Annotated in this window: 25 protein-coding genes; 13 read left to right on the top strand and 12 right to left on the bottom strand. The window is 56.5% G+C overall.

Going from position 1 to position 24,056, the window contains the following annotated elements; all coding sequences use genetic code 11:
• Window position 1: 1 nt before the first annotated feature.
• The gene (locus tag BM320_RS01785; RefSeq protein ID WP_090195679.1) at window positions 2-532 is read left to right on the top strand and encodes an adenine phosphoribosyltransferase; all 531 of its coding nucleotides are present in this window, start codon (window positions 2-4) and stop codon (window positions 530-532) included.
• 62 nt (window positions 533-594) lie between these two features.
• Here the strand turns inward: BM320_RS01785 and BM320_RS01780 are convergent, their stop codons facing one another.
• From BM320_RS01780 to coxB, 11 genes are all read right to left on the bottom strand, one after another.
• Complete coding sequence (locus BM320_RS01780; RefSeq protein WP_090195677.1) at window positions 595-1,113, bottom strand: hypothetical protein; 519 nt, start codon at window positions 1,111-1,113, stop codon at window positions 595-597.
• 116 nt (window positions 1,114-1,229) lie between these two features.
• Window positions 1,230-2,651: an FAD-binding oxidoreductase gene (locus tag BM320_RS01775; protein ID WP_090200237.1), complete on the bottom strand. Its 1,422-nt coding sequence runs from the start codon at window positions 2,649-2,651 to the stop codon at window positions 1,230-1,232.
• A 16-nt stretch (window positions 2,652-2,667) separates the two neighbouring features.
• Entirely contained in the window at window positions 2,668-3,252 is a 585-nt protein-coding gene (locus BM320_RS01770) for a GNAT family N-acetyltransferase (RefSeq protein ID WP_090195674.1), read from the bottom strand.
• Window positions 3,252-4,520 (bottom strand): M16 family metallopeptidase, encoded by a 1,269-nt coding sequence (locus BM320_RS01765; protein WP_090195671.1) that lies wholly within the window; start codon window positions 4,518-4,520, stop codon window positions 3,252-3,254. The genes BM320_RS01770 and BM320_RS01765 overlap by 1 nt, the downstream gene beginning before the upstream one ends.
• Before the next feature lie 2 nt (window positions 4,521-4,522).
• On the bottom strand, window positions 4,523-5,902 hold the full coding sequence (thrC, locus tag BM320_RS01760; RefSeq protein WP_090195668.1) for a threonine synthase: 1,380 nt from the start codon (window positions 5,900-5,902) through the stop codon (window positions 4,523-4,525).
• Window positions 5,903-5,904: 2 nt separating this feature from the next.
• Window positions 5,905-6,585 carry an SURF1 family protein gene (locus BM320_RS01755; protein WP_090195665.1) on the bottom strand — a complete coding sequence of 227 codons (681 nt, stop codon included), beginning with the start codon at window positions 6,583-6,585 and terminating at the stop codon, window positions 5,905-5,907.
• 94 nt (window positions 6,586-6,679) lie between these two features.
• Window positions 6,680-7,486: a cytochrome c oxidase subunit 3 gene (locus tag BM320_RS01750; RefSeq protein ID WP_090195662.1), complete on the bottom strand. Its 807-nt coding sequence runs from the start codon at window positions 7,484-7,486 to the stop codon at window positions 6,680-6,682.
• A gap of 25 nt (window positions 7,487-7,511) precedes the next feature.
• Window positions 7,512-8,126, bottom strand: coding sequence for a cytochrome c oxidase assembly protein (locus BM320_RS01745; RefSeq protein ID WP_090195659.1), 615 nt, complete (start codon window positions 8,124-8,126; stop codon window positions 7,512-7,514).
• Entirely contained in the window at window positions 8,123-8,323 is a 201-nt protein-coding gene (locus BM320_RS01740; protein WP_090195656.1) for a cytochrome c oxidase system small membrane protein, read from the bottom strand. The genes BM320_RS01745 and BM320_RS01740 overlap by 4 nt, the downstream gene beginning before the upstream one ends.
• Window positions 8,323-9,255 (bottom strand): heme o synthase, encoded by a 933-nt coding sequence (gene cyoE, locus BM320_RS01735; RefSeq protein ID WP_090195654.1) that lies wholly within the window; start codon window positions 9,253-9,255, stop codon window positions 8,323-8,325. The genes BM320_RS01740 and cyoE overlap by 1 nt, the downstream gene beginning before the upstream one ends.
• Window positions 9,256-9,340: 85 nt before the next feature.
• Entirely contained in the window at window positions 9,341-10,108 is a 768-nt protein-coding gene (gene coxB / locus BM320_RS01730; protein ID WP_242650931.1) for a cytochrome c oxidase subunit II, read from the bottom strand.
• A gap of 220 nt (window positions 10,109-10,328) precedes the next feature.
• Between coxB and tldD the strand changes: the two genes are divergently transcribed.
• From tldD to BM320_RS01700, 6 genes are all read left to right on the top strand, one after another.
• Entirely contained in the window at window positions 10,329-11,750 is a 1,422-nt protein-coding gene (gene tldD, locus BM320_RS01725) for a metalloprotease TldD (RefSeq protein WP_090200236.1), read from the top strand.
• A gap of 43 nt (window positions 11,751-11,793) precedes the next feature.
• Window positions 11,794-12,189, top strand: coding sequence for a hypothetical protein (locus BM320_RS01720; protein WP_165614968.1), 396 nt, complete (start codon window positions 11,794-11,796; stop codon window positions 12,187-12,189).
• An 88-nt stretch (window positions 12,190-12,277) separates the two neighbouring features.
• Window positions 12,278-13,411, top strand: coding sequence for a DNA-processing protein DprA (dprA, locus tag BM320_RS01715; protein ID WP_207496835.1), 1,134 nt, complete (start codon window positions 12,278-12,280; stop codon window positions 13,409-13,411).
• Window positions 13,412-13,513: 102 nt separating this feature from the next.
• On the top strand, window positions 13,514-16,126 hold the full coding sequence (gene topA, locus BM320_RS01710; protein WP_090200233.1) for a type I DNA topoisomerase: 2,613 nt from the start codon (window positions 13,514-13,516) through the stop codon (window positions 16,124-16,126).
• A gap of 84 nt (window positions 16,127-16,210) precedes the next feature.
• Window positions 16,211-16,909 carry a CoA transferase subunit A gene (locus tag BM320_RS01705; RefSeq protein WP_090195645.1) on the top strand — a complete coding sequence of 233 codons (699 nt, stop codon included), beginning with the start codon at window positions 16,211-16,213 and terminating at the stop codon, window positions 16,907-16,909.
• Complete coding sequence (locus BM320_RS01700; RefSeq protein ID WP_090195642.1) at window positions 16,906-17,532, top strand: CoA transferase subunit B; 627 nt, start codon at window positions 16,906-16,908, stop codon at window positions 17,530-17,532. The genes BM320_RS01705 and BM320_RS01700 overlap by 4 nt, the downstream gene beginning before the upstream one ends.
• Before the next feature lie 40 nt (window positions 17,533-17,572).
• Here BM320_RS01700 and BM320_RS01695 read toward each other — a convergent pair whose 3' ends face one another.
• The gene (locus BM320_RS01695; protein WP_090195640.1) at window positions 17,573-18,400 is read right to left on the bottom strand and encodes a lytic transglycosylase domain-containing protein; all 828 of its coding nucleotides are present in this window, start codon (window positions 18,398-18,400) and stop codon (window positions 17,573-17,575) included.
• A 351-nt stretch (window positions 18,401-18,751) separates the two neighbouring features.
• On the opposite strand from BM320_RS01695, the gene BM320_RS01690 reads away from it, so the two are divergent.
• The 6 genes from BM320_RS01690 (at window position 18,752) to BM320_RS01665 (ending at window position 24,056) form a co-directional block, all read left to right on the top strand.
• Window positions 18,752-18,937, top strand: coding sequence for a Flp family type IVb pilin (locus BM320_RS01690; RefSeq protein ID WP_090195637.1), 186 nt, complete (start codon window positions 18,752-18,754; stop codon window positions 18,935-18,937).
• A gap of 173 nt (window positions 18,938-19,110) precedes the next feature.
• A complete protein-coding gene (locus BM320_RS01685) occupies window positions 19,111-19,290 on the top strand; it encodes a hypothetical protein (protein ID WP_090195634.1) in 180 nt (59 codons plus the stop codon).
• Window positions 19,291-19,480: 190 nt separating this feature from the next.
• On the top strand, window positions 19,481-20,320 hold the full coding sequence (gene cpaB, locus BM320_RS01680) for a Flp pilus assembly protein CpaB (protein WP_090195632.1): 840 nt from the start codon (window positions 19,481-19,483) through the stop codon (window positions 20,318-20,320).
• A 207-nt stretch (window positions 20,321-20,527) separates the two neighbouring features.
• Window positions 20,528-21,904: a type II and III secretion system protein family protein gene (locus tag BM320_RS01675; RefSeq protein WP_090195630.1), complete on the top strand. Its 1,377-nt coding sequence runs from the start codon at window positions 20,528-20,530 to the stop codon at window positions 21,902-21,904.
• A 16-nt stretch (window positions 21,905-21,920) separates the two neighbouring features.
• Entirely contained in the window at window positions 21,921-22,571 is a 651-nt protein-coding gene (locus BM320_RS01670) for an OmpA family protein (RefSeq protein ID WP_090195628.1), read from the top strand.
• A gap of 243 nt (window positions 22,572-22,814) precedes the next feature.
• On the top strand, window positions 22,815-24,056 hold the full coding sequence (locus BM320_RS01665; protein WP_090195625.1) for a CpaE/TadZ family protein: 1,242 nt from the start codon (window positions 22,815-22,817) through the stop codon (window positions 24,054-24,056).

Raw genomic sequence — 24,056 nt, 5'->3', positions numbered from 1 at the left:
CATGAAAACCGTCCAAGACTACATCCGCACCATCCCCGATTTCCCCCACGAAGGGATCATGTTTCGCGACGTCACAACCCTGTTCAGCGATCCACGCGGGTTCCGGATCGCAATTGATCAGCTACTGCATCCCTATGCCGGCCAGAACATCGACAAGGTTGTCGGTCTCGAGGCGCGCGGATTTATCCTTGGCGGCGCGATTGCGCATCAGCTGGGCAAAGGTTTCGTGCCGATCCGCAAAAAAGGCAAACTGCCCGGCAAAACCATCGAACAAGCCTATACGCTGGAATACGGCGAAGCCGTTATGGAGGTCCACGACGACGCCCTGCAAGCCGGTGAAAAGGTTCTGCTGGTTGATGACCTTCTGGCCACTGGCGGCACAGCCGAGGCAGGTATCAAGCTGATCGAACGTATGGGCGCCGAAGTCGTCGGCTGCGCCTTTGTTATCGACCTGCCCGATCTGGGCGGGCGCAAAAAGCTGGAAAAAATGGGGATGGCTGTGCACGCGCTATGTGCGTTTGACGGGGAATAAATAATAGGCTGGATGGCGGCTTTGCGGGACGAAGCTGCTGTTAAGTCAATCGAATTTGCTGATCAATCATTCGGCTTGGGCGGTAGTAAGTCTTCACCATTCCAAAGCGGTCTGAGCGACAAAGGCGCGACGGTCTGCTGCACCGGTGCAACCTCAATTAAAGGGTATTCGTCATCCCAAAAACCGCCCCATTCGACACCACACACGGCGAACGCTTCGACAACTCTAACCGGAACAAAACTTGCGGCAAACACATCCAGTCTATCGTCTTCGGCGCGGGCCTCGAATGCCATCCATCCATCCGTGCCGAGGTAAAGAAGCGATGCCCAAGTGCCGTGCCAACCCAGCTTCCTACCGTAAACAAAGTAATAATCAGGGGCTAATCGGGTACGTTCATAGTCATATGGAATTCCGAGAACTGCTTGCGCTGGCTCCCATGATTTACCATCTATTCCGTCGAGATAGCCATTTGTTGAATTGACGCAAGTGACCAACTCGGCAGCCATGATTTGCTTGTCAGCATATGTCGTCGCGGAAACCACAAGTAAGAAGAATAGCAGTAGCAAAAAACTATTAGTCAAAGACACACCTCACACGTGGTTGGCTACGAAGTAATAACCATTCTGCTGGATTCAAGTCATTGGAGAAACGGCACCTTTGGGCTCAAAGCTGCCATTTTCTTTTCTGTACGAAATTACTATTGGGCCGGTTTTGCTTCAATTACTGCGCCCGGATTCATAATACCTTTGGGATCAAGCGCATCTTTTACGGCGCGCAGCATCGCGAGCTTGACGGGGTCGCCATATTTTTCCAGATCGGCAACCTTAAGCCGCCCGATCCCGTGTTCGGCGCTGACAGATCCGTCCATCTGCGCGACAAGATCATGCACAATGCGTTTCACATCCGCCGCCTGCCCGTCATAGTCATCGCGGCTACGGCCTTTGGCGGGGAACACGTTGTAGTGCAGGTTCCCGTCGCCCAAATGCCCAAAACAGTTGATCCGAAAATCGCCCAATGCAGCCAGCGCGGCCCCAGCCTGTTCGATAAACGCAGGGATCACGCTTAGCGGCAGCGCCACATCATGCGAACTGATCGACCCGATCCGGCGATTGGCTTCGGGGATGTTTTCGCGGATATCCCACAATTCCTGCCGTTGCGCGCGGCTTTGCGCGATAACGCCATCCGTGACAAGCCCCTGTTCGAACCCGTCCTCGAACACACCCTCCAGCGCCGCGTCGGGGCTAAGCCCTGCGGGCAGGCCCACATCAATCAGCACGGACCATTCGGGGATTTCATCAAGCGGTTCGCGTTGTTTTGGCCCGACTTCCGCCAGAAAATCCATGCCTTGGCGGTGCATGATCTCAAATGCCGAAATGCCGTCGCCAATACGCGCTCCCGCCAGCGCCAGAAGGTCCAGCGCCGCTTGTGGCGATGACACCGCCATCAGCGCGGCGCCGATCCCGACAGGGCGTGGCGACAGTTTCAGCGCGGCACCGGTAATCACCCCGAGCGTGCCTTCGGCCCCGATGATCAGATCGCGCAGATCATAGCCGGTGTTGTCCTTGCGCAGCCGCGTTAGCCCATGCCAGATCGTGCCATCTGGGCGCACGACCTCTAGCCCCAGACACAGCGCGCGCGCGTTGCCATAACGCAGCACATTCACACCGCCCGCATTGGTCGAAAGCACCCCGCCGATCCGTGCCGACCCCTCGGAGGCAAGCGACAGCGGAAACAGTCGGTCCGCATCTTCGGCCGCCTTTTGCACATCGGCCAAAATCACGCCCGCGTCACAGACAAGCACATTTTCGGTCGGATACACGGCACGGACTTTGTTCATCCGTTCCAGAGACAGAACAACGGGTTTGGGGCCTTGGTCACTTAGCTGCCCACCGACAAGCCCAGTGCCGCCGCCATAAGGGATAATGCCCACCGACGCGGCGGCGCAGGCCTTCACCAGTGCGGCGACCTCTTCGGTTGACGCGGGCGCCACGACGATGCCCGTGCCCGCATGGCGTCCGCGCGGCTCTGACATATAGGGGGCTGTATCTTCTTTGAAGGCAACGGCAGGCAGCAGGCTGCGCAGCTGGTCTTCGAATGCGGGGGTGACGGGGTTGAGCATGATGCGATCCTTTGACCTATCCGACGTCGGTTTTGCCGCGCCGATCATGGCGCAAATTGGCATAAAGCACATGGTTGCGCCAACGCCCGTTGATCTGCAAATAACTTTGGGCGACGCCCTCGTATTTATAGCCGCATTGTTCAAGCAAGCGGCGCGAAGGGTTGTTTTCGGGCAGGCAGCCTGCCTCGACGCGGCTAAGATCCATTTTGGTGAATGCGTGGTTGACCACGGCTTGCAGCGCCTCGCGCATATAGCCTTGGCGCGCAAAAGGTTCGCCAATCCAATAGCCTGTCGTGCCCGCCTGCGCAGGCCCGCGCCGGATATTATCCAATGTGATTGCGCCAATCAGCCCCTGATCGTTGCGGCGCACCAAAAACAGCGGCAAGGCCGACCCGTTCGCGATAGACCGCTGCGCCCAATAGACCCGATTGGTAAAGGCCTTGCGGGTCAAATGGTCGGATGCCCATGTCGGCTCCCACGGGGTCAGAAAGGCAGCACTGTCATAGCGCAGTGCCGACCACGCGCGGTAATCCCCATGTGCGGGCGGGCGCAGGACCAGCCGTTCGGTTTCGATCCGGACCTTGCGTTTGGCCCCTAGCATCACGCCGCCAGCCGTTCTTTCAGCGCATTAAGCGTCGGTGCCGCGTCCGCCGGCCCATAAAGCGCTAGCCCCGCGCCCGTTTGCCCCGCCATCTGCGCCGCAAAGGATTTCACATCCCCCGTGGTCACCGCATCAATCTGCGCGATTGTTTCATCAAGGCTTGGGATACGGCCCCAGATTTGCAGCAGCCGCGCCAGCCGTTCCGCGCGGTTTGACGGGCTTTCCAGCCCCATCAACAGCCCTGCTTTCATCTGCGCGCGGGCGCGGGCGACCTCGGATGCGGTCATATCGTCAGCGGCGCGTTTCATCTCGTCAATTGTCACGGTGGCCAGTTCCGCGATTTGTGCAGCGCTGGTGCCGGCATAAATCGTGGTCAGCCCTGTGTCCTCATAGGCGCCGGTCTGCGCAAATATCGAATAGCACAGCCCGCGCTTTTCGCGGATTTCCTGAAACAGCCGCGACGACACACCGCCGCCCATAACCGAACTATAAATCTGCGCGGTATAGATCAGCGGATCACGGTAGTTCGGCCCTTCAAGCCCCAGCGCGAAATGCACCTGCTCAAGGTCCTTGATCTTGCGGATTTCACCGCCGCCGAACCGCGCAGGCTGGATCAGATCCGCCCCGCGATCAAGTGCGGGCAAATGGCCGAACAGGGTCTCGGCCTGGGCGACAATTGTGTCGTGATCAACTGCACCTGCAGCCGCAAGGATCATCTGGTTGGGGCCGTAATGCTGGCTAACAAACCGTTCAAGATCGTCGCGCGTAAATGCGCTGACCCGCTCTGAAGGGCCAAGGATCGTGCGACCAAGCGCCTGATCGGGATAGGACACCTCTTGCAGCCAGTCGAAAACCATTTCGTCGGGCGTGTCGATTGTCATACCGATTTCTTGCAAGATCACGCCGCGCTCGATTTCGATATCTTCGGCGGTGAAAACCGGATTCAGCAGGATATCCGCAATCACATCAAGACCCAGCGGCACATCGTTTTCCAGCACACGCACGTAATAGGCGGTCGCTTCGCGGCTGGTATAGGCGTTGATATAGCCGCCCACGTCTTCGATGCATTCGGCAATTTGCAGCGCGGTCCGCTTTTGCGTGCCCTTGAACGCCATATGTTCCAGAAAATGCGCAATACCGTTTTGTTCGGGCTTTTCGTGGCGACCGCCGGCTTCGACCCAGATGCCGATGCTTGCGGATTTCAGGGTTGGCATATGCTCTGTCACGATCCGGAAACCGTTGGACAGGGTGTGCAATTGAATTGTCAAAATCAGATCCGTTCTTTGATGACGGCTTGCAGCGCCGCCAGATCATTGGCCACACGTGTCACCCGTTCTGGGCGGTCATATAGATCGGCCATGCGTGGCGGCAGCGGGGCAACAACACCCGATGCGTCCTTTACTGCATCAGGGAATTTTGCAGGGTGCGCGGTGGCCAATGTGACCATCGGTGTTGCGCCCAGATGCGCCTGCGCCACATGCACGCCGACGGCGGAATGCGGGCACAAAAGTTCCCCGCTGTCCGCGCGGCAGGATTTGATCATCGCCTTTGTGTCTTCCTCGGATGCGCGGCCCGATTTGAACGTGTCTTGCAGCATCTGATAGGCACCTTGGGAAATTTCAAAGCCGCCGCTCTTCAGATCATCCATCTGTGCGGCCACGGTCGCGCCATCACCGCCGTAGGCGTAAAACAGCGCGCGTTCAAAGTTGGAACTGACCTGAATATCCATCGACGGGCTGATGGTCGGGGTTACGCCTTCTTTGGTATAGGCGCCGGTTTCAAGCGTGCGGTGCAGGATGTCATTGCGGTTGGTCGCGACAACCAGATCGGCAATCGGCAGGCCCATCTTCTTGGCAATGTAGCCTGCAAAGATGTCGCCGAAATTGCCGGTTGGCACGGTAAAGCTGACCTCGCGGTGCGGCGCACCAAGGCTGACAGCGGCTGTGAAATAGTAAACCACCTGCGCCAGCACGCGGCCCCAGTTGATGGAATTGACGCCAGCGAGTTTCACGTCCTCGCGGAACGCAAAATCGTTGAACATGTCTTTTACGGCGGCCTGACAGTCGTCAAAATCACCATCCACGGCCAGCGCATGCACGTTGGATTCAGAAGGTGTTGTCATCTGGCGGCGCTGCACCTCGGACACGCGGCCATGCGGGAACAGGATAAACACATCGACGTTTGAAAGCCCGCGGAAGGCTTCGATCGCGGCTGATCCGGTGTCGCCCGAAGTCGCGCCAACAATCGTTACGCGGTCCCCCGAGCGTGACAGGGCCGCTTGGAACATCTGCCCGATCAGCTGCATCGCGAAATCTTTGAACGCGAGCGTTGGGCCGTGGAACAATTCCAGCAGGAAATGATTTGGTGCCAGTTGCACCAGCGGCGCGCGCGCGGCATGACCAAAACCGGCATAGGCTTTGGCGATCAATTCGCGGAATTGCGCATCGCTGAAAGTGTCGCCAATAAACGGGCGCATCACGGCAAAGGCAACGTCTTCGTAGGATTTGCCCGCCATATCGGCGATTTGCGCGGCGGTCAGCGTGGGGATGTTTTCCGGCACATAAAGCCCGCCGTCACGGGCAAGCCCGGTCAGCATGGCCTCTTCGAATGTCAGCGCGGGGGCGGTGCCACGGGTAGAGATATAGCGCATTGTCAGGCGTCCTTTTGGCGGGTCGTGCGGAAAATAAGAAAGAGCGTCATAATGGCCCAAACGAAGGCCAGTGAAAACCATGTGATCGCATATTCAAGGTGATCGTTCTTGATGCCGGATGTTTCCACCGGCAGCGGTGTCAGGCGCGGATCGGAGGGGGTTGCTGTGCTGGCTACAACCATAAAAGATTCAGTTCCCAGCACATCCGCCATTGCCACGGTATTGCGCGCAAACCAGATGTTTTTGGCAAGATCGGGATCAGGTGTGCTGGAGTTTTGATCATCAGGCCACAGCAATGTCCCCGTGATCTGCATCGGCGCAACCAGCGGTGCTGCTTCTTTGGCGTCAAGCGGCAGAAGCCCCAGATCAACAAGGATCGCGGTGCCGTCATCCAGCATGAATTTGGAAATCACGCGGTAGCCTGTCCCGCCAGCGGTGCCGGATGTCAGCACATGCAGTTCATCGCCTGCGGGCGTGCCTGACAGCGTGACCCGCGTATATTCATCTGCATCTTCGGTCGCGGCTGTGCTGAACGGAGTCGGCGCACCGCTAAGCCGCGCATCAAGTTCGGTCAGGATGTTTTCTTTCCATGCAAGCCGCTGCACCTGCCAGACCCCGAGGCTGACAAGCACCCCGCAGCCGGCGACCCCAAGCAGGATTGGAAAAATCAGTTTACGCAGCATTTTGCGCCCTTAAAGGAAAAAACGCGCGAGAAAACCCCGCGCGCTTATGATCAGGGGTGGTGGATCAAGATCCACCCTACGGACCTGAGCGGGCTTAGCCGCCCCAGACGTAAACGGCTGCAAACAAGAACAACCAGACCACATCCACAAAGTGCCAGTACCATGCGGCGGCCTCGAACCCGATGTGCTTTTCAGGGGTGAAGTCACCCTTTTGCAGACGGATCAGACAGACCAGCAGGAAGATGGTCCCGATAAATACGTGGAACCCGTGGAACCCTGTCGCCATAAAGAAGTTCGCGCCATAGATATTGCCGCCAAAGCCAAAGGCTGCGTGGCTATATTCGTAGGCCTGGAAGACCGTAAAGATCGCGCCCAGCACCACGGCAAGGATCAGGCCCCACTTCATGTCTTCGCGGTTGTTTTCATGCACCAGCGCGTGGTGTGCCCATGTTGCGGCGGCACCGGAACACAGCAGGATCAGCGTGTTGATCAGCGGCAGGTGCCAAGGGTCGAATGTTTCGATCCCGACAGGCGGCCAAACACCATCCTGAATCGGGCTCATCGGGCCCATCGGGTACATCGCATGTTTGAAGAATGACCAGAACCATGCCGCAAAGAACATGACCTCGGACATGATGAACATGATGAACCCGTAGCGCAGGCCGATCCGCACGACAGGTGTGTGGTCGCCGACACGGCTTTCGGCAACAACATCGGCCCACCATGCGTACATCACATAAAGGACCAACGCGAGGCCGATCAGGAACATATAGGGTCCGCCGCCCTGTTTTGGCATCCACAGCACGGAGCCGAACAGCATAATAAAGCCGCCCAAACCGCCCAGAAGCGGCCAGATTGAAGGTGGCAGGATGTGATAATCGTGATTCTTTTCATGCGCCATGTGGTGCGTCCCTATCGGCTTATCGTTAGTTCAATTCTATGGCGTCTTGCGGCGCCAATGTCAAAGTCGAGGGCGGCAGTGCGGCTTGCACAACGTCCTCGGGCAGGTCGATTTCGTAGAATGTATAGCTGAGCGTGATTGTATGCACGTATTTGCCTTCGCGGTCGTCAACAATCGCGGGGTCAACAAAGAAGCTGACCGGCATCATCACCGTTTCCCCCGGCTGCAAAACCTGTTCGGTAAAGCAAAAACAGTCAATCTTGTCGAAAAACGCGCCAGCCTCGTAAGGGGTGACATTATACGCTGCCTGCCCCGCAATCGGCACATCAAGCGGATTGTGTGCTTCGTAATAGGCCAATCCAGTTTCGCCGATCCGCAGCTCCATCTCGCGCACTTCGGGCGCAAATGTCCACGGCATGTCGCGATCAAGTGACGCGTCAAAGCGCACGGTGATCGTCTGATCCAGAACGATATCGCTGCCCGCATCCGCGACATTTGTCGCCCCACCAAACCCCGTAACCCGGCAGAACCAGTCGTAGAACGGCACCGATGCATAGGCCAATCCGCCCATTGTCAGCACAACACTGCAGGCCATCAACGCGGTCCGGTGCGGCCCTGAGAGATTTGAAAACAGCTTCATTCGCTTCCATCCTGCGGCACAATCTGCGGCCGCGCAACGTGGTCAAATGTCTCGAATTCGCGCAGGTCGCCCAATTGCAAAACCTTGACCACGGTCAGCCCGAAAACAATGGCGATAAACGCGAGCAAAAGCATCAAGACACCGTAGTTGCGGTTCTTGCGACGCCCGTGGACCTCATGTTCGACTCTGATTGCCATCACCAGCCTCCAATCCCGTATTGGCGCAAGGCCGCCTCGAGCAAAAGCGCAAGGAAATGCGCGAACAGGTAATAAAGCGATACTTTGAAGACGTTGATTTCGACCTTGTGCTTATCTGCTTCGCAGGCGGCATCATCGCGGCGCGAAATATCAATGGCCCCTTTGAGGAACCAAAGGTTCATCACCACAGCGACCGCCAGATAAACCGGCCCGCCAATAGAGGTAAATCCAAGCCCGAGCGCCACAGGCACCAAAGCGATCGTATAGATCAGCACTTGGCGGCGCGTAGCGTCCCGCCCATGTGTTTCGGTCAGCATCGGCACGCCAGCGCGGCCATAGTCGGATTTCACAAACAGCGCGAGCGCCCAGAAATGCGGCGGCGTCCACATAAAGATCAACCCAAACATCAAAATGCTTTCGATGCTGACCCCACCGGTCGCAACAGCCCAGCCGATCATCGGAGGGAACGCACCCGCCGCCCCGCCAATCACGATATTATGCGGTGTTGAGCGCTTGAGGTACATCGAATAGACGACGGCGTAAAAGAAGATCGTGAAAGCCAAAAGGAAGGCCGCCAGGAAATTGGTCGCTAGCCACAAAAGCACTACCGCAAACCCGGAAAGCGCCATCCCGATGCCCAGCGCCTCACCCGGTTCAACCCGGCCCGACGGAATGGGCCGTGTTGCGGTGCGTTTCATCAGCCGGTCGATATCGGCGTCCCACCACATGTTCAGCGCGGCAGATGCACCGGCCCCAACAGCGATGCACAAGATTGCGACAAAGCCGATGAACGGGTGCACGGGTACTGGCGCGACCAAAAGGCCGACAAGTGCTGTAAACACCACCAGCGACATCACGCGCGGCTTGAGCAGGGCAAAATAATCGCCCATGTTTGCCTCATAGCGGCTGTCTTGCATGCTGATATCGCTCATTTCAGGTCTTTCCGGAATGGGTGGATCAAGATCCACCCTACGGGGTGTATCTGGCGTAGGGTGGATCTTGACCCACCTACCCCGCTTAGGACTTGGCTGCAGCTAGCCAGGCATCATATGTTTCCTGGCTGACGACTTTCACGGTGATTGGCATATAGGCGTGGTCCTTGCCGCAAAGTTCGGAACATTGCCCGAAATAGATGCCCTCACGCTCGGCCGAGAACCAAAGCTGTGAAAGACGGCCAGGCACGGCGTCTTGCTTCACGCCAAAGGCTGGCACGGTCCACGAGTGGATCACATCAGCGCCGGTCAGCTGCATCACAACGGTGGTGTTCACAGGCACAACAACAGATGTGTTGGTCGCAAGCAGGTATTCGTCCTGGCTATAGCCAAATTCTTCCAGCTCGTCGCGGCCCAGCATAAAGCTGTCAAAGCTCACGCCTTCGTCAACATATTCATAGCCCCAGTACCATTGGTAGCCGGTTACCTTGATGTTAATCTCGCCTTCGGGGATGATCTGCTGTTTGAACAATACTGGCAGCGAGAAAGAGCCGATAACCACAAGGATAATGATCGGGATCACGGTCCAGGCGACTTCAAGCGGCGAATTATGTGTAAACCCGGCAGGTGTCGGCTGGCGTTTTTGGTTATAGCGGATCAGGACCCATGCCAGCAGCCCCGTCACAAAGAGCGTGATCACTGTAATAATGACAAGCAGAAGGTGGTCCAGCCCATGCACGTCACGTGCAAGTTCGGTCGCGGCGGGTTGGAACCCTGTCGCGCCATCAACCGGCATCCCGATAATTTCCAGCTCTTGGCTAACTTCCTGCGCTGTCGCAGCGGCTCCGGCCATGAGCAAGCCGGCGCTAGACAAAAATGAGGTCGCAAAGGTTTTCAGTCGCATATTCTACCCTAACATCGTTGCGCCTCAGGCGCGTCTGGAACGGGGCATCCGTTGGATTCCCGTTGTATCTGACCGTCCATGTCCCATATCTTGATCCACAACTCAAGAACTGCTGTTGCGGCAAAGGGCCGCTTTTGCAGATAATTTGCGCCTGACCAAGGAATTTCCCATGTCCACTGATCCATTTCGCCCCTTTGAAACCAACCTCGATCAGGACCGTGCGCTGGCTTTGCTACGCGACGCGACCCTTGGCGCGGATGACGGCGAACTTTTTCTCGAACGCCGCAAATCAGAGGTTCTGTCGTTTGATGACGGGCGTGTAAAGACCGCCAGCTATGACGCATCCGAAGGATTCGGCCTGCGTGCGGTGCGCGGTGAAACAGCCGGATACGCGCATTCCACCACGCTTGATGAACATGCGCTGCAGCGGGCGGTGGCCACGGCACGCCTTGCCGTGGGTGACGGTGGCGGCGTGATGGCCGCGGGTCCGATGGGGACCAATCAAAAGCTCTATTCAGATGCTGACCCGATGTTGCAGGCCACATTCCCCGCTAAGATCGACGTGCTGCGCGAAATTGATGCATATGCCCGCGCGCTTGATTCGCGCGTTGTGCAGGTTTCCGCCACCCTTGCCGCATCGCACCAAGAGGTGCTGATCTTGCGCCCCGAAGGCACGCTAGTGACCGATACCCGCCCGATGTCGCGGCTTAATATCAGCGTCATCGTTGAAGAAAACGGCAAGCGCGAAAGCGGATCAATGGGCGGCGGAGGCCGCGCGGGGCTGATCGGCCTGATTGGCCGCGACCATTGGGAACCTGTAGTCAAAGAGGCCCTGCGCATCGCGCTGGTCAACCTTGACGCTGAACCTGCCCCCGCGGGTGTGATGGATGTCGTGCTTGGGCCCGGCTGGCCCGGTATCTTGCTGCACGAGGCTATCGGCCACGGGCTTGAGGGCGATTTCAACCGCAAGGGATCATCCGCTTTTGCGGGGCTGATGGGCCAGCAGATTGCCGCCAAAGGCGTAACCGTATTGGATGACGGCACAATCCCCGATCGGCGCGGGTCGATCACCGTTGATGACGAAGGTACGCCCAGTGCCAAGAACACCCTGATCGAGGACGGCGTGCTGGTCGGCTATATGCAAGACCGCCAAAATGCGCGCCTTATGGGAGTTGCCCCCACAGGCAACGGGCGCCGCGAAAGCTATGCCCATGCGCCGATGCCGCGCATGACCAACACCTATATGCTGGGCGGCGATACCGCGCCCGAGAGCCTTGTCGCGGACCTCAAGGACGGGATATATGCGGTCGGGTTTGGCGGCGGTCAGGTTGACATTACCAACGGAAAATTCGTGTTTTCCTGCACCGAGGCCTACCGCGTCAAAAACGGCGTGGTCGGTGCCCCTGTCAAAGGGGCAACCCTGATCGGGGACGGCGCCACCGCGCTGAAACAAATCCGCGGAATCGGCAACGACATGCAGCTTGATCCGGGCATCGGCAATTGCGGCAAAGCCGGGCAATGGGTGCCGGTCGGCGTCGGCCAACCCAGCCTGCTAATCGGCGGGCTAACGATTGGCGGGGCGGCAGCGTAATTTGTTTCGCTCCGCGCCTGTCCGATTGCGTGAAGCGCTCAAGATGGTGGGGATTGCGATACTCATCGTCGAATTGATATTTCCAATGGTCCTGCTCGCGACATGGGCGTTGCTAACTTACTTTTTGTCGCTAGGTCCAAGCAATACTGCGGTCTCACCGGACAAAGCGCCTGTCATTATGGTGTTCGGTAGTGCGCTTGCAATCTCAATTGCTGTGTCTCCGTTAGCGGTGGGGCTTTTGATGATCGGGTATGGCGGCTGGATGCTTGCGCTTTTCGCGGGCGCAATTGTCAACCATACTATTTTTCTCCTGGCCTTTGGCCAGAAAGAGGCGGCCTATGACCTCGGCTTAACCGTCATCACATCACTGCCAGGCATGATTTTCGCTGGGGCACTTTGGTATTGCGCGCAACTTTGCCGGCCTGAAAAAGATGATTAGGCTTTGAAAACTGTGAAACCGCAGTGCGATTCACTTCTCGTTAACTACGCGGGCATAAAACTGACGGTGCAATAGGCGGAGAATCAGGATGACCGGAAAACGCATAACTTCCAATCACCCCCCACTCCTACCCACCACGGAAGGTGATCTGGTTGACCGGCTTCGTCTATTGCGATCACGCCGCGTGGGCATTGCGACCTACCGGCGGTTGATGGCCGAAAACGGCACCGCGCAAAACGCGCTGGATGCCCTGCCCGAGATCGCCCGTGAAGCGGGTGTAAACGGATATGAAACATGCCCAGTTGGCGTGGCGCGCGCGGAACTTGGCGCGGGTCACGCTGCTGGTGCTTTGCTGATCACGGATGATGATCCACGCTATCCGGCCAATCTGCGCGACATCGACGATGCGCCGCCGCTTTTGTGGGTTTTGGGTGATGCAGCCCTGCTTGCGCGACCGATGATCGCGCTTGTGGGCGCACGCAATGCGTCTTCGCTGGGCACCCGTATGGCGAAAAAACTGGCCGCCGATCTGACCGACGCGGGGTTTGTCATTGTCTCTGGGCTTGCGCGCGGGATCGACACCGCCGCGCATCTGGCCGCACTGGACGGCGGTACAGCGGCGGTGCAGGCTGGCGGGGTTGATACAATTTATCCGGTTGAAAACACGCAACTTGCCCATGATATCGCCGCAAAAGGCGTGCGCCTGTCCGAAATGCCGATGGGTATGCAGCCGCAGGCGCGCCATTTTCCGGCGCGCAACCGGATCATTTCGGGCATGGCGCAGGCCGTGATTGTTGTCGAAGCGGCGGCAAAATCGGGCAGTCTGATCACCGCGCGCAATGCATTGGATCAGGCGCGTGATGTGTTTGCAGTGCCCGGCCATCCGTTTGATGCGCGCGCGGCGGGCTGCAACATGTTGCTACGCGACGGGGCCACGCTGATCCGCAACGCGCATGACGTGATTGAGGCGATCACCCCTGTCACACCCGCAGCCCCCGAACTGGACCTGACACCGCCACCCGCGCCGCGCCCCTTGCGCGAAACCGCAAAGCTGCATGATGAAATCCTTGCGCGGCTTGGCCCAACCCCGATTGCCGAGGACCAGTTGCTGCGCGATGTGGCCTCTCCGGCGGCGGCGGTGGCACCGGTTTTGGTGGATCTCGAACTTGACGGGCGGATCACGCGCCAGCCTGGCGGATTATGGGCGGCTGTGGTGAACTAAACGCGTCGGAATCTATCCTTTGTAATGGGCGCATTGACAATCCGGCGTGACGCACCACATCTTGCGCACCTAAACCGCAGCCCATCCGCCCAAAGGATTCTCATGCCAGTTGTCGTCGTCGAATCACCGGCCAAAGCCAAGAAAATCGAAGGTTATCTTGGTAAAGGCTATACCGTTCTGGCATCATACGGGCACGTTCGTGACCTGCCGCCCAAGAACGGATCGGTCCTGCCCGACGAAGATTTCGACATGAAATGGGAGATCGCGAGCGATAGCAAAAAGCATATCAAAGCGATTATCGACGCGCTCAAAAACGACAACGAACTGATCCTCGCGACCGACCCCGACCGCGAGGGCGAAGCGATCAGCTGGCACCTGACCGAAGCCTTGACCGCCCGCAAAGCGATCAAAGAGGACACGCCCGTCAGCCGCGTTGTGTTCAACGCGATCACCAAAACCGCGATCCTCGAGGCGATGAAGCACCCCCGCCAGGTCGATGCGCCATTGGTCGAAGCCTACCTTGCCCGCCGCGCGCTGGATTATCTTGTCGGTTTCAACCTGTCGCCGGTTTTGTGGCGCAAACTGCCAGGCGCAAAATCCGCAGGCCGCGTGCAATCGGTAACCCTGCGCCTGATTTGCGAACGTGAAATGGAAATCGAAGCGTTTCGCAATCAGGAATACTGGACCATCAAGGCGCTTTTGAATTCGCCGCGCGGCCAATCGTTCGAGGCGCGGCTGACCACGCTTGCCGGCAAGAAGCTTGATAAATTCGATCTGGGCAATGAAACGCAGGCCGAAATGGCCGTGCAGGCAATCAATTCGCGCGACCTGACCATCAAATCGGTCGAGGCAAAACCCGGCACCCGCAACCCGTCCCCACCATTTATGACATCGACCCTGCAACAAGAAGCCAGCCGTAAATTCGGCATGGGCGCACGCCAAACCATGAGCGTAGCACAACGTTTGTACGAGGCCGGATTGATCACCTATATGCGGACTGACGGCATCGACATGGCCCCCGAAGCCGTGACCGGCGCGCGCGACGCAATCAAGACAAAATTCGGCGATAAATACATGCCGGAATCCGCGCGCGTCTATAAAAACAAGGCCAAGAACGCGCAAGAAGCCCACGAATGTATCCGCCCGACGGATATGATGCTGGGCGCGGATACGGCGGATATCAAAGACGCCGATCAGCGCAAGCTTTATGATCTGATCTATAAACGCACCCTTGCCAGCCAGATGTCTGCGGCCCGTTTTGAACGCACTACGGTTGATATTGCCAGCGCGGACGAACAGGTGATCTTGCGCGCCAACGGGCAGGTCATGGTCTTTGACGGCTTTATCGCGATCTATGAAGAAGGCAAAGACGACGCTGTTGTTGATGAGGACGACAAGCGCCTGCCACAACTGACCGAGGGCGAAGCCGCCGCCAAACAATCCGTCACGCCAGAACAGCATTTCACCCAGCCGCCGCCCCGCTACACCGAGGCGACGCTGGTCAAACGCATGGAAGAATTGGGCATTGGCCGCCCGTCAACCTATGCGTCCATCGTGACCACAATTCAGGACCGCGGCTATGTCGAAAAAGACAAAAACCGCCTGATTCCGCAGGACAAGGGCCGCTTGGTCACCGCGTTTTTGACGAATTATTTCCTGAAATATATCGGCTATGATTTCACTGCCGATCTGGAAAACCAGCTTGACGCGGTCAGCGCAGGTGACGCCGAATACAAGAAGGTTCTTGAACGTTTCTGGCGCGATTTTTCTGCGGCGATCGCGGAAACGGCTGATCTGCGGATCACCGAAGTGCTTGAAAAAATTAACGAAGTGCTGGAACCGCATCTATTCCCCCCCACAGAGGACGGCAGCGACCCGCGCCTTTGCCCAAATTGCGGCAAGGGGCGCCTGTCCATGCGCACGGCCCGTTCGGGTGGCGCGTTTATCGGATGCTCGAGTTATCCGGAATGCAAATACACGCGCCCGTTCGGCCCACCAAATCCAGAGGCCGAAGCATCCGCAATTCCCCCCGACGGGAAACTTTTGGGCAATGATGCGGGCGATGAAATTCGTGTCTTCAAGGGGCGCTTTGGCCCTTATGTGCAGCGCGGCGAAGTGACCGAGGACAACAAGAAACCGCCCCGTCAGGGTGTCCCCGAGGGCTGGAACCCCGAAGAAATCGGGCTGGCGGATGCATTGCGTCTGCTGGAACTGCCCCGCCTGATCGGCACGCATCCCGAAGATGGCATAAACGTCTGGGCAAACCTTGGCCGCTATGGCCCCTATCTCAAGCACGCTGAAAACACATCATTCAAGGGCGGCACCAACGCAAACCTTGAAAATATCGAAGATGTCTGGACCGTAGGCATGAACCACGCCGTGCAATTGCTTGCCGAAAAGGTCGCAAGCCGTGGCCAACGGGGCAAAGCGGCGCTTCCGATCCATGAGCTTGGCGAACACCCGGAAGCCGGCGGCCCCGTCAATGTCTACGACGGGAAATATGGCCCCTATGTCAAATGGGAAAAGATCAACGCCACGATCCCCGAAGACATCCCCCCCGCCGAACTGACAATGGCCCAAGCCGTGCATCTGATTGATGAACGCGCCGCAAAATCCGGCAAGAAAAAGCCGGCGGCCAAGAAAAAAGCGCCCGCGAAAAAGAAACCCGCGGCCAAAAAACCGGCTGCAAAGAAGAAAGCCGCGCCCAAGAAATAGCACTGCTGCGGCGCAGCAATTTCGTTGACTTTCCCCGTTTCGCGGGTCACGCTTTGCCAATCGCGAAACGGGGGAAGCCTATCTATGAAGAAAATTTATCCGAATGCCGCCGCCGCCCTGGACGGGTTGCTGTTTGACGGCATGTTTATTGCCGCCGGCGGCTTTGGCCTTTGCGGTATCCCTGAATTGTTGCTGGACGCGATCAAGGATGCTGGCACCAAGGATCTGACGTTTGCCTCTAACAATGCGGGCGTTGATGATTTTGGCATCGGGATTTTATTGCAGACCCGTCAGGTCAAAAAGATGATCTCGTCTTATGTTGGCGAGAACGCGGAATTCATGCGCCAGTATTTGTCTGGCGAGCTTGAACTGGAATTCAACCCCCAAGGTACATTGGCCGAACGTATGCGTGCCGGCGGCTGTGGTATCCCCGGTTTCTATACAAAAACCGGTGTGGGCACCGTGATTGCCGAAGGCAAAGAACACAAGGATTTCAACGGCGAAACCTATATTATGGAAGAAGGCATTTTTGCCGATATGGCCATTGTAAAGGCGTGGAAAGCCGATGAAACCGGCAACCTGATTTTCCGCAAGACCGCCCGCAACTTTAACCCGCCCGCCGCGATGTGTGGCAAGATCTGTATCGCCGAAGTCGAAGAAATCGTGCCGACAGGCAGCCTTGACCCCGATCACATCCACCTGCCTGGCATCTATGTGCATCGCATCATTCAAGGCGATCACGAAAAACGCATTGAACAACGCACAGTACGGGAGCGCACATAATGTGGGATCGCAATCAGATGGCCGCGCGTGCGGCGCTTGAACTTGAAGACGGCACATATGTGAATCTGGGCATCGGCATCCCGACACTTGTGTCCAACTATATACCCGAAGGCGTCGAAGTGACCCTGCAGTCGGAAAACGGCATGCTGGGCATGGGCCCCTTTCCGACCGAAGACAAGATTGACGCCGATCTGATTAACGCGGGCAAGCAGACCATTACCGAACTGCCGCAAACGGCCTATTTCGATTCTGCGCAGTCATTTGGCATGATCCGCGGCGGCAAGATCGCAGCCGCGATTCTTGGCGCAATGGAAGTTGCCGAAAACGGCGATCTGGCGAACTGGATGATTCCGGGCAAGCTTGTCAAAGGCATGGGCGGCGCGATGGATCTGGTGGCCGGCGTTGGCCGCGTGATCGTTGTGATGGACCACACATCCAAACACGGCGACAGCAAATTGCTCAAATCCTGCACCTTGCCGCTAACGGGCAAGGCCGTGGTCGACCGGATTATCACCAACCTTGGTGTGCTTGACGTGGTCGAGGGCGGGCTAAAAATCGTCGAATGCGCTGATGGCGTGACCGAGGCAGAACTGCGCGCCGCGACCGAAGCAACAATCGTTTGATCATCGGGGCGATATTTGATTACGGGTGTCGCCCTGCCTGCTAAATCCCGTTTACGTTAAATACGCAGCCATCCGTGATCAGTTCGGGCGGCGTTGAGCACAGACCCTTTGCGACCTGCCACGCGGCCAGCACTTTTGGCACATAGGCGCGGGTTTCCGAAAACGGCGGCACCCCTGCATAGCGCAAGACATTGCCTTCGCCCGCATTATAGCCGGCAAGCGCCAGCACCGGATCATGCCCGAACTCGTCCAGCAGCCAATCCAGATAGGCGACGCCACCTTTGATATTCTGTGCGCCGTCGGTGCTGTCTGTGACGCCAAAGCGCGCAGCGGTCGCAGGCATAAGCTGCATCAATCCGGTGGCACCCGCACTGCTGACCGCATCCGTGCGCCCAGCGCTTTCGACGGAAATAACAGCCAGAACCAATGCAGGCGATACATCTGTTCCCACCGTTTCCGACAGAATTGCCAGACCATGCGCATTTGCGATGTCTTGCAGGCTTTGCAGGCGCGGCGCGGAAACACCTTCACCGGCTGGCGGGTTATTTATTTGGTGCAGGGCCGTTTCCAGCCGCGCCGGCGACGAATCATTGATCCCGAAAGACACATTATTCCAGAACCAGTCGGTGCCCGCGGATTGCGGAACGCCCATAGCGGCAGCGGTCACTTCTTCGGGGGGTTCTTCGGCATAGACAGGGCCAAGGCGCGGCGCGTTTGGATCAATCTGCACTAGATTGATCGTTCCCGCTGCCGGAACAGATACCATGCGAAACGTAAAATCCGGCTGGAGCCTTTCAACCTCTGCGGAAACAGGCGATCCCCCCGCCGCAAGGCCAAAAACCACCACAAGTGGAATCAATCGATTCATGAACTGTCCTGCCACACGTGTTTTTATTGCAATCACCATGGCAGAAAACCGCCAAGAATCAATTTTACAGAAAACAATTATGTCATTTAGGCCCCATTGCCGACTTTTTAGCAACGCAAGGCAGGAAGACGCAACCGATGCAAAACTTACATATCGTTAAAAAACAGGTGTTTAGGTGATGTTTCTTAGAATTAGGCGGTCTCTCAGAAAAAAAACCAATGATGTCAAACTCCCGCCCCAATCTGCTGGCTATATAGAGTCATCCAACGCGGGGTCATTGCTACACACCATTGTAGTGCTGGTCTGGCGAGGTACGAAATTAACCCCACGATACCCTGAGGAGGGAATTCAATGCTTAACTTTATCAAAAACTTCCGCAACGACGAAGACGGTGCTGTAACAGTTGACTTCGTTGTTCTGACTGCTGCGATCGTTGTTCTGGGTCTGGCTGTTGGCGCTGCTGTGTCTTCAGGCGCAGAAGACCTTGCCAACCGTATCGAAAACTCACTGGACAGCATGAACGCAGACGGTACATAATATTAGCCGTACGCAGGGATCTGCAAGCCGGACCTGCGTACGCAAAAACGCGCTGCATTCATGCAGCGCGTTTTTTTTAAGACTATTCACGAGGCCGCATATCGCGTCCCTGGAATTGTCCAAGCTCTAGCCGAACCTGATAATTGGCTGGGTGAATCCTTGAAGGGAACGCGATGTTAAATCCATTTACAGATTTCATTACTGACGAAGATGGTGCAGTAACGGTTGACTTTGTCGTTCTTACTGCGGCGATAACAATGCTTGGATTTGTTGTCGTAACTGCGTTTGCTCCTGGTGCGACCGGGCTTGCAAACCGCATTGAAGCGTCCATGGATAACGTGAACGCTGAATAGGCGCACAGCCTCAACCTGTGACAATTGAACACTGTTGCACGCAAGCATCTCTGATTGCGCAGCGTGTGCATTGAAGTTCTTCATCATATTGGTCTAAAACTGTGCAAAGCTATTGGCTTGGCAGGGGAATGGGTTGCCGTTAGAGGTAGCCCTAAACTTGTATGACGTTCCAGAATTAAAGGATTCGACGATGCGCGGAGTTTTTGCACTGGTTTTACTGATCGGCATGGGGCTCGCGGGCTTTGCCGTCTATATGGTGAACCAACAAATCGAACAGACAGAAAGCCAGTTGCGCGCAGCCCAGGCGCAACGTGATGGTGCTGTGCAAACCGTTGACGTTTATACCGTGAACAAAGCATTCACCTATGGTGAGGTTCTGACGGCGGATGACGTGGTTTTGATGAAATATGCCCGCGATTCGCTGCCAGAAGGCATTGTGCGCAACGAAGAAACGCTTTTCCCACCAGAACAACCCGCCAAATCGCGCGTTGTTATCCTGCCGATCATTCCGAACGAACCGCTGACCCAAGGCCGCCTTGCTGCCCCCGGCGCGACCCGTGGCCTAACTGCGCTGGTTGATCCAGGCATGCGCGCATTCCCCATTCAAGCACGTGTAACCGGCGGATTCGGCACATTGCGCCCCGACGACCGCATCGACCTGTACTGGAGCGGGCGGCTTGCCTCGGGCCGCAGTGTCACACAGCTTTTGAAATCAAGCCTGCAAATCATTGCGGTTCCCGACGAAGATCTTAACACCGGAATCAACAATGTGATTGTGCAGGTCACACCCCAAGAAGTTGCTGTGCTGACCCAAGCCCAATCAAGCGGCAACCTGACTATCTCGCTGGTTGGATCGGGTGACACGATTGTCGTTGATACAGCTATTTCCGCAGACGACCTTGCTGTCACCGGCGAGATTATCGAAGAGGTCGTTGTCGAAGAGGCACCGGTCGAAGAGAAAATCTGCTATAGCTTTGTCTTGCGCGGCACCGAACGCGTGCAGACCGACACGGTTATTCCCTGCGACTAGAATTGCTAAGTCTCATAAATCAGTTAATAAAGCGCCCGGTGACCCCGGGCGTTTTTGCGTTCTGCGGCTAAGTGTTGCCCGATGTCCACATTCACATTACCTTACAACCTATTGATTATTGCAATAAATGCACACCTGACGCATGGTCGCTCCATCACGGGCATCAAGACCCTAGCAACGAGGCGTGATCGGAGAGGCAGGTCACTTATGAAGTATGACAGATTTATTAAAGCCGCACTAACAGGCTTAACGTTGTCGCTAACCGCGGCAGCACCAACAATGGCACCAGCTGAAACGTTGCGCGTCTTGCGCGGCGCGGCATCCAGTGCATTAAACGTCCCAATGAACCGGGCCGTAGTTGTCGAAAGCGACGTACCCTATACAAACGTCTCGATCGCCAACCCCGGCATCGCGGATATTTCTTCGCTTTCAGACCGTACATTGTATGTTCTGGGCAAAGAACCAGGGCGCACCACACTTACCCTATTAGGCGCTGATGGGCGCTTGATTACCAACGTCGAAATCCACGTCACCCCTGATATGGGCGAGTTCAAAGAACGTCTTGCCCAAATTCTACCCGGTGAAAACATCGAAGTGCGCACCGCCAACGACGGTATCGTGCTTTCCGGTCAGGTCAGCTCTATTGCGCGGCTTGAACGTGCGCTTGAATTGGCAAACCGTTACGCCCCTGATCGGGTTTCGAATCTGATGGTTGTCGGCGGCACACAGCAAGTCATGTTGCAGGTACGCTTCTCGGAAATGAACCGTTCCGTACGCAAATCCTTTGGCACCAACTTTACGGTTGGCGGCAGCGGCGGCGGTCTGACCACCAACGCAGGCACAACACCGTCTGCCGGCGGCGGAAATAACGGTTTTGCTACATTCGGCTTTGGTGCAGGTAGCATGAACGTCGAACTTACGCTCGAAGCGCTTGAAACACGTGGCCTTGTCCGCACATTGGCGGAACCGAACCTGACCGCGCTTAGCGGTCAAGAAGCAACATTCCTGGCTGGTGGGGAATATCCTATCCCTGTTGCACAGGACGAAAACACAATCACCGTTGAATTCAAACCCTTCGGTGTTGAACTGAACTTTATCCCGACAGTGATTGATGACGATATCATCAACATTGAACTGCATGCTGCTGTGTCATCAGTCGACACGACCAACGCGTTTTCTGGTGGCGGCTTTACGATCAATGCGTTCTCGCGGCGTGAAACATCGACCACGGTCGAAATGCGCGACGGCGAAAGCTTTGCGATTGCGGGCCTGTTGCAGGATGACTTTAACGACCTGAGCGAACAGGTTCCTTGGATTGGCGATGTGCCTATCTTGGGCGCGTTGTTCCGCTCTGCGGCTTATGAGCGCGAGCAAACAGAGCTTGTGATCATTGTCACACCGCACCTTGTATCACCAACACGCGGTGCTGCTTTGTCACTTCCGACTGATCGTGTGCAGCTACCTAGCGAAGCCGATCTGTTCTTGCTTGGCAAAACATCCGCCGGCACCCAAATCCCCGGCGCCGCCGGTGAAGTAGCACGTCAGGACTTTAGCGGGTCTTACGGCTACGTCATGGACGAATGAATAGGAGCACAGGTCAATGAAAAAACTTATGACAACAGCAATGGCCGCTGCGCTTCTTGCGGGCTGCGACACAACCACAGATGATTTCCCACAGCTTGGCTACGAAGCTGGGGCGGTCATCGACGGCGGTGGATTTGGCAACGCGACGATGAACAACGTGATGGTTCAGTCGGCTCCGGAAGAGTATCGTGTTAACCTAGCACGTCGCTTTGCATCCGAGATTGATTCAACAGTCACATTCGAATTTAACTCGACTGTTCTTGATGCTGACGCCCAGCGTGTTCTTGCACGTCAGGCCGATTGGATCCGCCAGTTCCCAGAAGTACGTTTCCGGGTTTACGGCCATACCGATCTTGTCGGCAGCCAAGCCTATAACCGTGGTCTCGGCCTGCGCCGTGCTCAGGCGGTCGTGGCGTATCTGGCTTCGCAAGGAATCGGACGTGAGCGTCTGGAAGCGGTTGCATCATTTGGCGAAACACAGCCGCTGATCGCAACAGAAGGCCGCGAACGTCGCAATCGCCGCACAGTCACCGAGGTATCCGGTTTCGTTGAAACCAATCCGCTGGTGCTTGAAGGTAAATATGCGCAAGTGATCTACCGCGAGTATATCGCACGCGCAGTACCGCCAACTTCGCTGACTGCTCTCACTGGTCTGGGCGGCGAATAGCAGCCTATCAAAAAATATCCACGCCGGACTAAGTTTGGCGTGGATACACTTATTTAGTCCTGATTTTGCAACATTGATCTGAATTTCAGCCCTTTGGTCCAAAATTCGACACGATTACACATAATAATATGTCCGTGACCCCTGTGCGCGCGTAATGCAGTGCACCTTATGTTCTATCTCACTAGCGCTTACGCTTGTTGGTAGACTAAGATGGAATCACAACACCGATGAGGACAAGAACGCATGACTGACACTTCGGCCGTACAGCACGATACGCCACCAATTGTAGCGTGCACCATCAGCCGCGATGTACAGATTTTTGATCTGTTGATCGAAGACATGGAAGCCGCACTTGGCGACGCTTGGGGTGACCTGAGCTTTGAAGATGCTGTCGCTTTCCTCGGCCAGAAAGAGGCACGCAGCCTACAGTTTGTGACCATCGCAATGGACGTCAACGACGAAGACAACCTGCCGCTGGTTTCCGAGGTCATCGCCGTTGCCAAGGCCGCCAAGATCAAAGTTATTCTTATTGCCGAAGACGTAAGCCCGACCGCATTGCACCAGTTGCTGCGCGAAGGCGGCGACGAATTTGTCCCCTACCCGCTTCCTGAAAACGAACTCGCACGTGCAATTGAGCGTGTGCTGACCGCCCAAGAAGTCGAAGAACCGGTCGAGGGCACCAAAAAATTCAACGCGTCCGGCAACCATTCCGGCGTTATTGTCCCTGTGCAGGGCGTTGCGGGCGGCACGGGTGCAACGATGTTCGCCGTCAACCTTGCGTGGGAACTTGCCAATATCGACAAGGCGGACCCGCCCAAAGTCTGCCTGATTGATCTCGATTTTCAATTCGGGTCGGTTTCGACCTATCTCGACCTGCCACGCCGCGAGGCCGTGCTGGAAATGCTGACAGATACGGAATCGATGGATTCAGAAGCATTTATGCAATCCTTGCTGACATATGAAGAAAAGCTCCATGTGTTGACAGCACCAACCGACATGATCCCGCTTGATATGATCGGCCCCGAGGATATCGCGCGGGTTCTCGAAGTTGCGCGGGTCAATTTCGACTACATCATCATTGATATGCCGACCGTTATGGTCGAATGGTCGCAAACTGTTCTGGAGCTTGCACATATCTATCTTGCGATGATCGAACTGGATATGCGCTCTGCACAAAATACGCTGCGCCTCAAACGCGCTTTGCAGTCCGAAGACCTGCCCTTCGATAAAATCCGGTTTATCCTGAACCGCGCGCCCGGTTTCACTGATTTGAACGGCAAGAGCCGCGTCAAGCGGCTGGCAGATAGTCTTGGGATTTCGATTGATGTGCTAATGCCTGACGGCGGCAAACCCGTCATGCAAAGTTCCGACCACGGTGCGCCAATGGCCGTAAATATACCGAAAAACCCGCTGCGCAAAGAAATCACCAAATTTGCGAAGTCAATGCATGACGTCAACCTAGCTGAGGCAGAAGCCCGGGCTTAA

Origin of the sequence: Yoonia tamlensis (genome assembly GCF_900115105.1) — a bacterium.
GTDB classification, from domain to species: domain Bacteria; phylum Pseudomonadota; class Alphaproteobacteria; order Rhodobacterales; family Rhodobacteraceae; genus Yoonia; species Yoonia tamlensis.
This window is presented reverse-complemented; position numbering and strand designations above follow the sequence as displayed.

Excerpts from the sequence above, each read along its gene's own strand:
- BM320_RS01665 (WP_090195625.1), top strand. The coding sequence starts at position 22,815 with ATGACTGACACTTCGGCCGTACAGCACGATACGCCACCAATTGTAGCG.
- BM320_RS01705 (WP_090195645.1), top strand. The coding sequence starts at position 16,211 with ATGAAGAAAATTTATCCGAATGCCGCCGCCGCCCTGGACGGGTTGCTG.
- BM320_RS01745 (WP_090195659.1), bottom strand. The coding sequence starts at position 8,126 with ATGAAGCTGTTTTCAAATCTCTCAGGGCCGCACCGGACCGCGTTGATG.
- topA (WP_090200233.1), top strand. The coding sequence starts at position 13,514 with ATGCCAGTTGTCGTCGTCGAATCACCGGCCAAAGCCAAGAAAATCGAA.
- BM320_RS01750 (WP_090195662.1), bottom strand. The coding sequence starts at position 7,486 with ATGGCGCATGAAAAGAATCACGATTATCACATCCTGCCACCTTCAATC.
- cpaB (WP_090195632.1), top strand. The coding sequence starts at position 19,481 with ATGCGCGGAGTTTTTGCACTGGTTTTACTGATCGGCATGGGGCTCGCG.
- thrC (WP_090195668.1), bottom strand. The coding sequence starts at position 5,902 with ATGCGCTATATCTCTACCCGTGGCACCGCCCCCGCGCTGACATTCGAA.
- BM320_RS01685 (WP_090195634.1), top strand. The coding sequence starts at position 19,111 with ATGTTAAATCCATTTACAGATTTCATTACTGACGAAGATGGTGCAGTA.
- BM320_RS01695 (WP_090195640.1), bottom strand. The coding sequence starts at position 18,400 with ATGAATCGATTGATTCCACTTGTGGTGGTTTTTGGCCTTGCGGCGGGG.
- BM320_RS01720 (WP_165614968.1), top strand. The coding sequence starts at position 11,794 with ATGGTGGGGATTGCGATACTCATCGTCGAATTGATATTTCCAATGGTC.
- BM320_RS01690 (WP_090195637.1), top strand. The coding sequence starts at position 18,752 with ATGCTTAACTTTATCAAAAACTTCCGCAACGACGAAGACGGTGCTGTA.
- BM320_RS01670 (WP_090195628.1), top strand. The coding sequence starts at position 21,921 with ATGAAAAAACTTATGACAACAGCAATGGCCGCTGCGCTTCTTGCGGGC.
- coxB (WP_242650931.1), bottom strand. The coding sequence starts at position 10,108 with ATGGCCGGAGCCGCTGCGACAGCGCAGGAAGTTAGCCAAGAGCTGGAA.
- BM320_RS01740 (WP_090195656.1), bottom strand. The coding sequence starts at position 8,323 with ATGGCAATCAGAGTCGAACATGAGGTCCACGGGCGTCGCAAGAACCGC.
- BM320_RS01785 (WP_090195679.1), top strand. The coding sequence starts at position 2 with ATGAAAACCGTCCAAGACTACATCCGCACCATCCCCGATTTCCCCCAC.
- BM320_RS01770 (WP_090195674.1), bottom strand. The coding sequence starts at position 3,252 with ATGCTAGGGGCCAAACGCAAGGTCCGGATCGAAACCGAACGGCTGGTC.
- dprA (WP_207496835.1), top strand. The coding sequence starts at position 12,278 with ATGACCGGAAAACGCATAACTTCCAATCACCCCCCACTCCTACCCACC.
- cyoE (WP_090195654.1), bottom strand. The coding sequence starts at position 9,255 with ATGAGCGATATCAGCATGCAAGACAGCCGCTATGAGGCAAACATGGGC.
- tldD (WP_090200236.1), top strand. The coding sequence starts at position 10,329 with ATGTCCACTGATCCATTTCGCCCCTTTGAAACCAACCTCGATCAGGAC.
- BM320_RS01755 (WP_090195665.1), bottom strand. The coding sequence starts at position 6,585 with ATGCTGCGTAAACTGATTTTTCCAATCCTGCTTGGGGTCGCCGGCTGC.
- BM320_RS01775 (WP_090200237.1), bottom strand. The coding sequence starts at position 2,651 with ATGCTCAACCCCGTCACCCCCGCATTCGAAGACCAGCTGCGCAGCCTG.
- BM320_RS01675 (WP_090195630.1), top strand. The coding sequence starts at position 20,528 with ATGAAGTATGACAGATTTATTAAAGCCGCACTAACAGGCTTAACGTTG.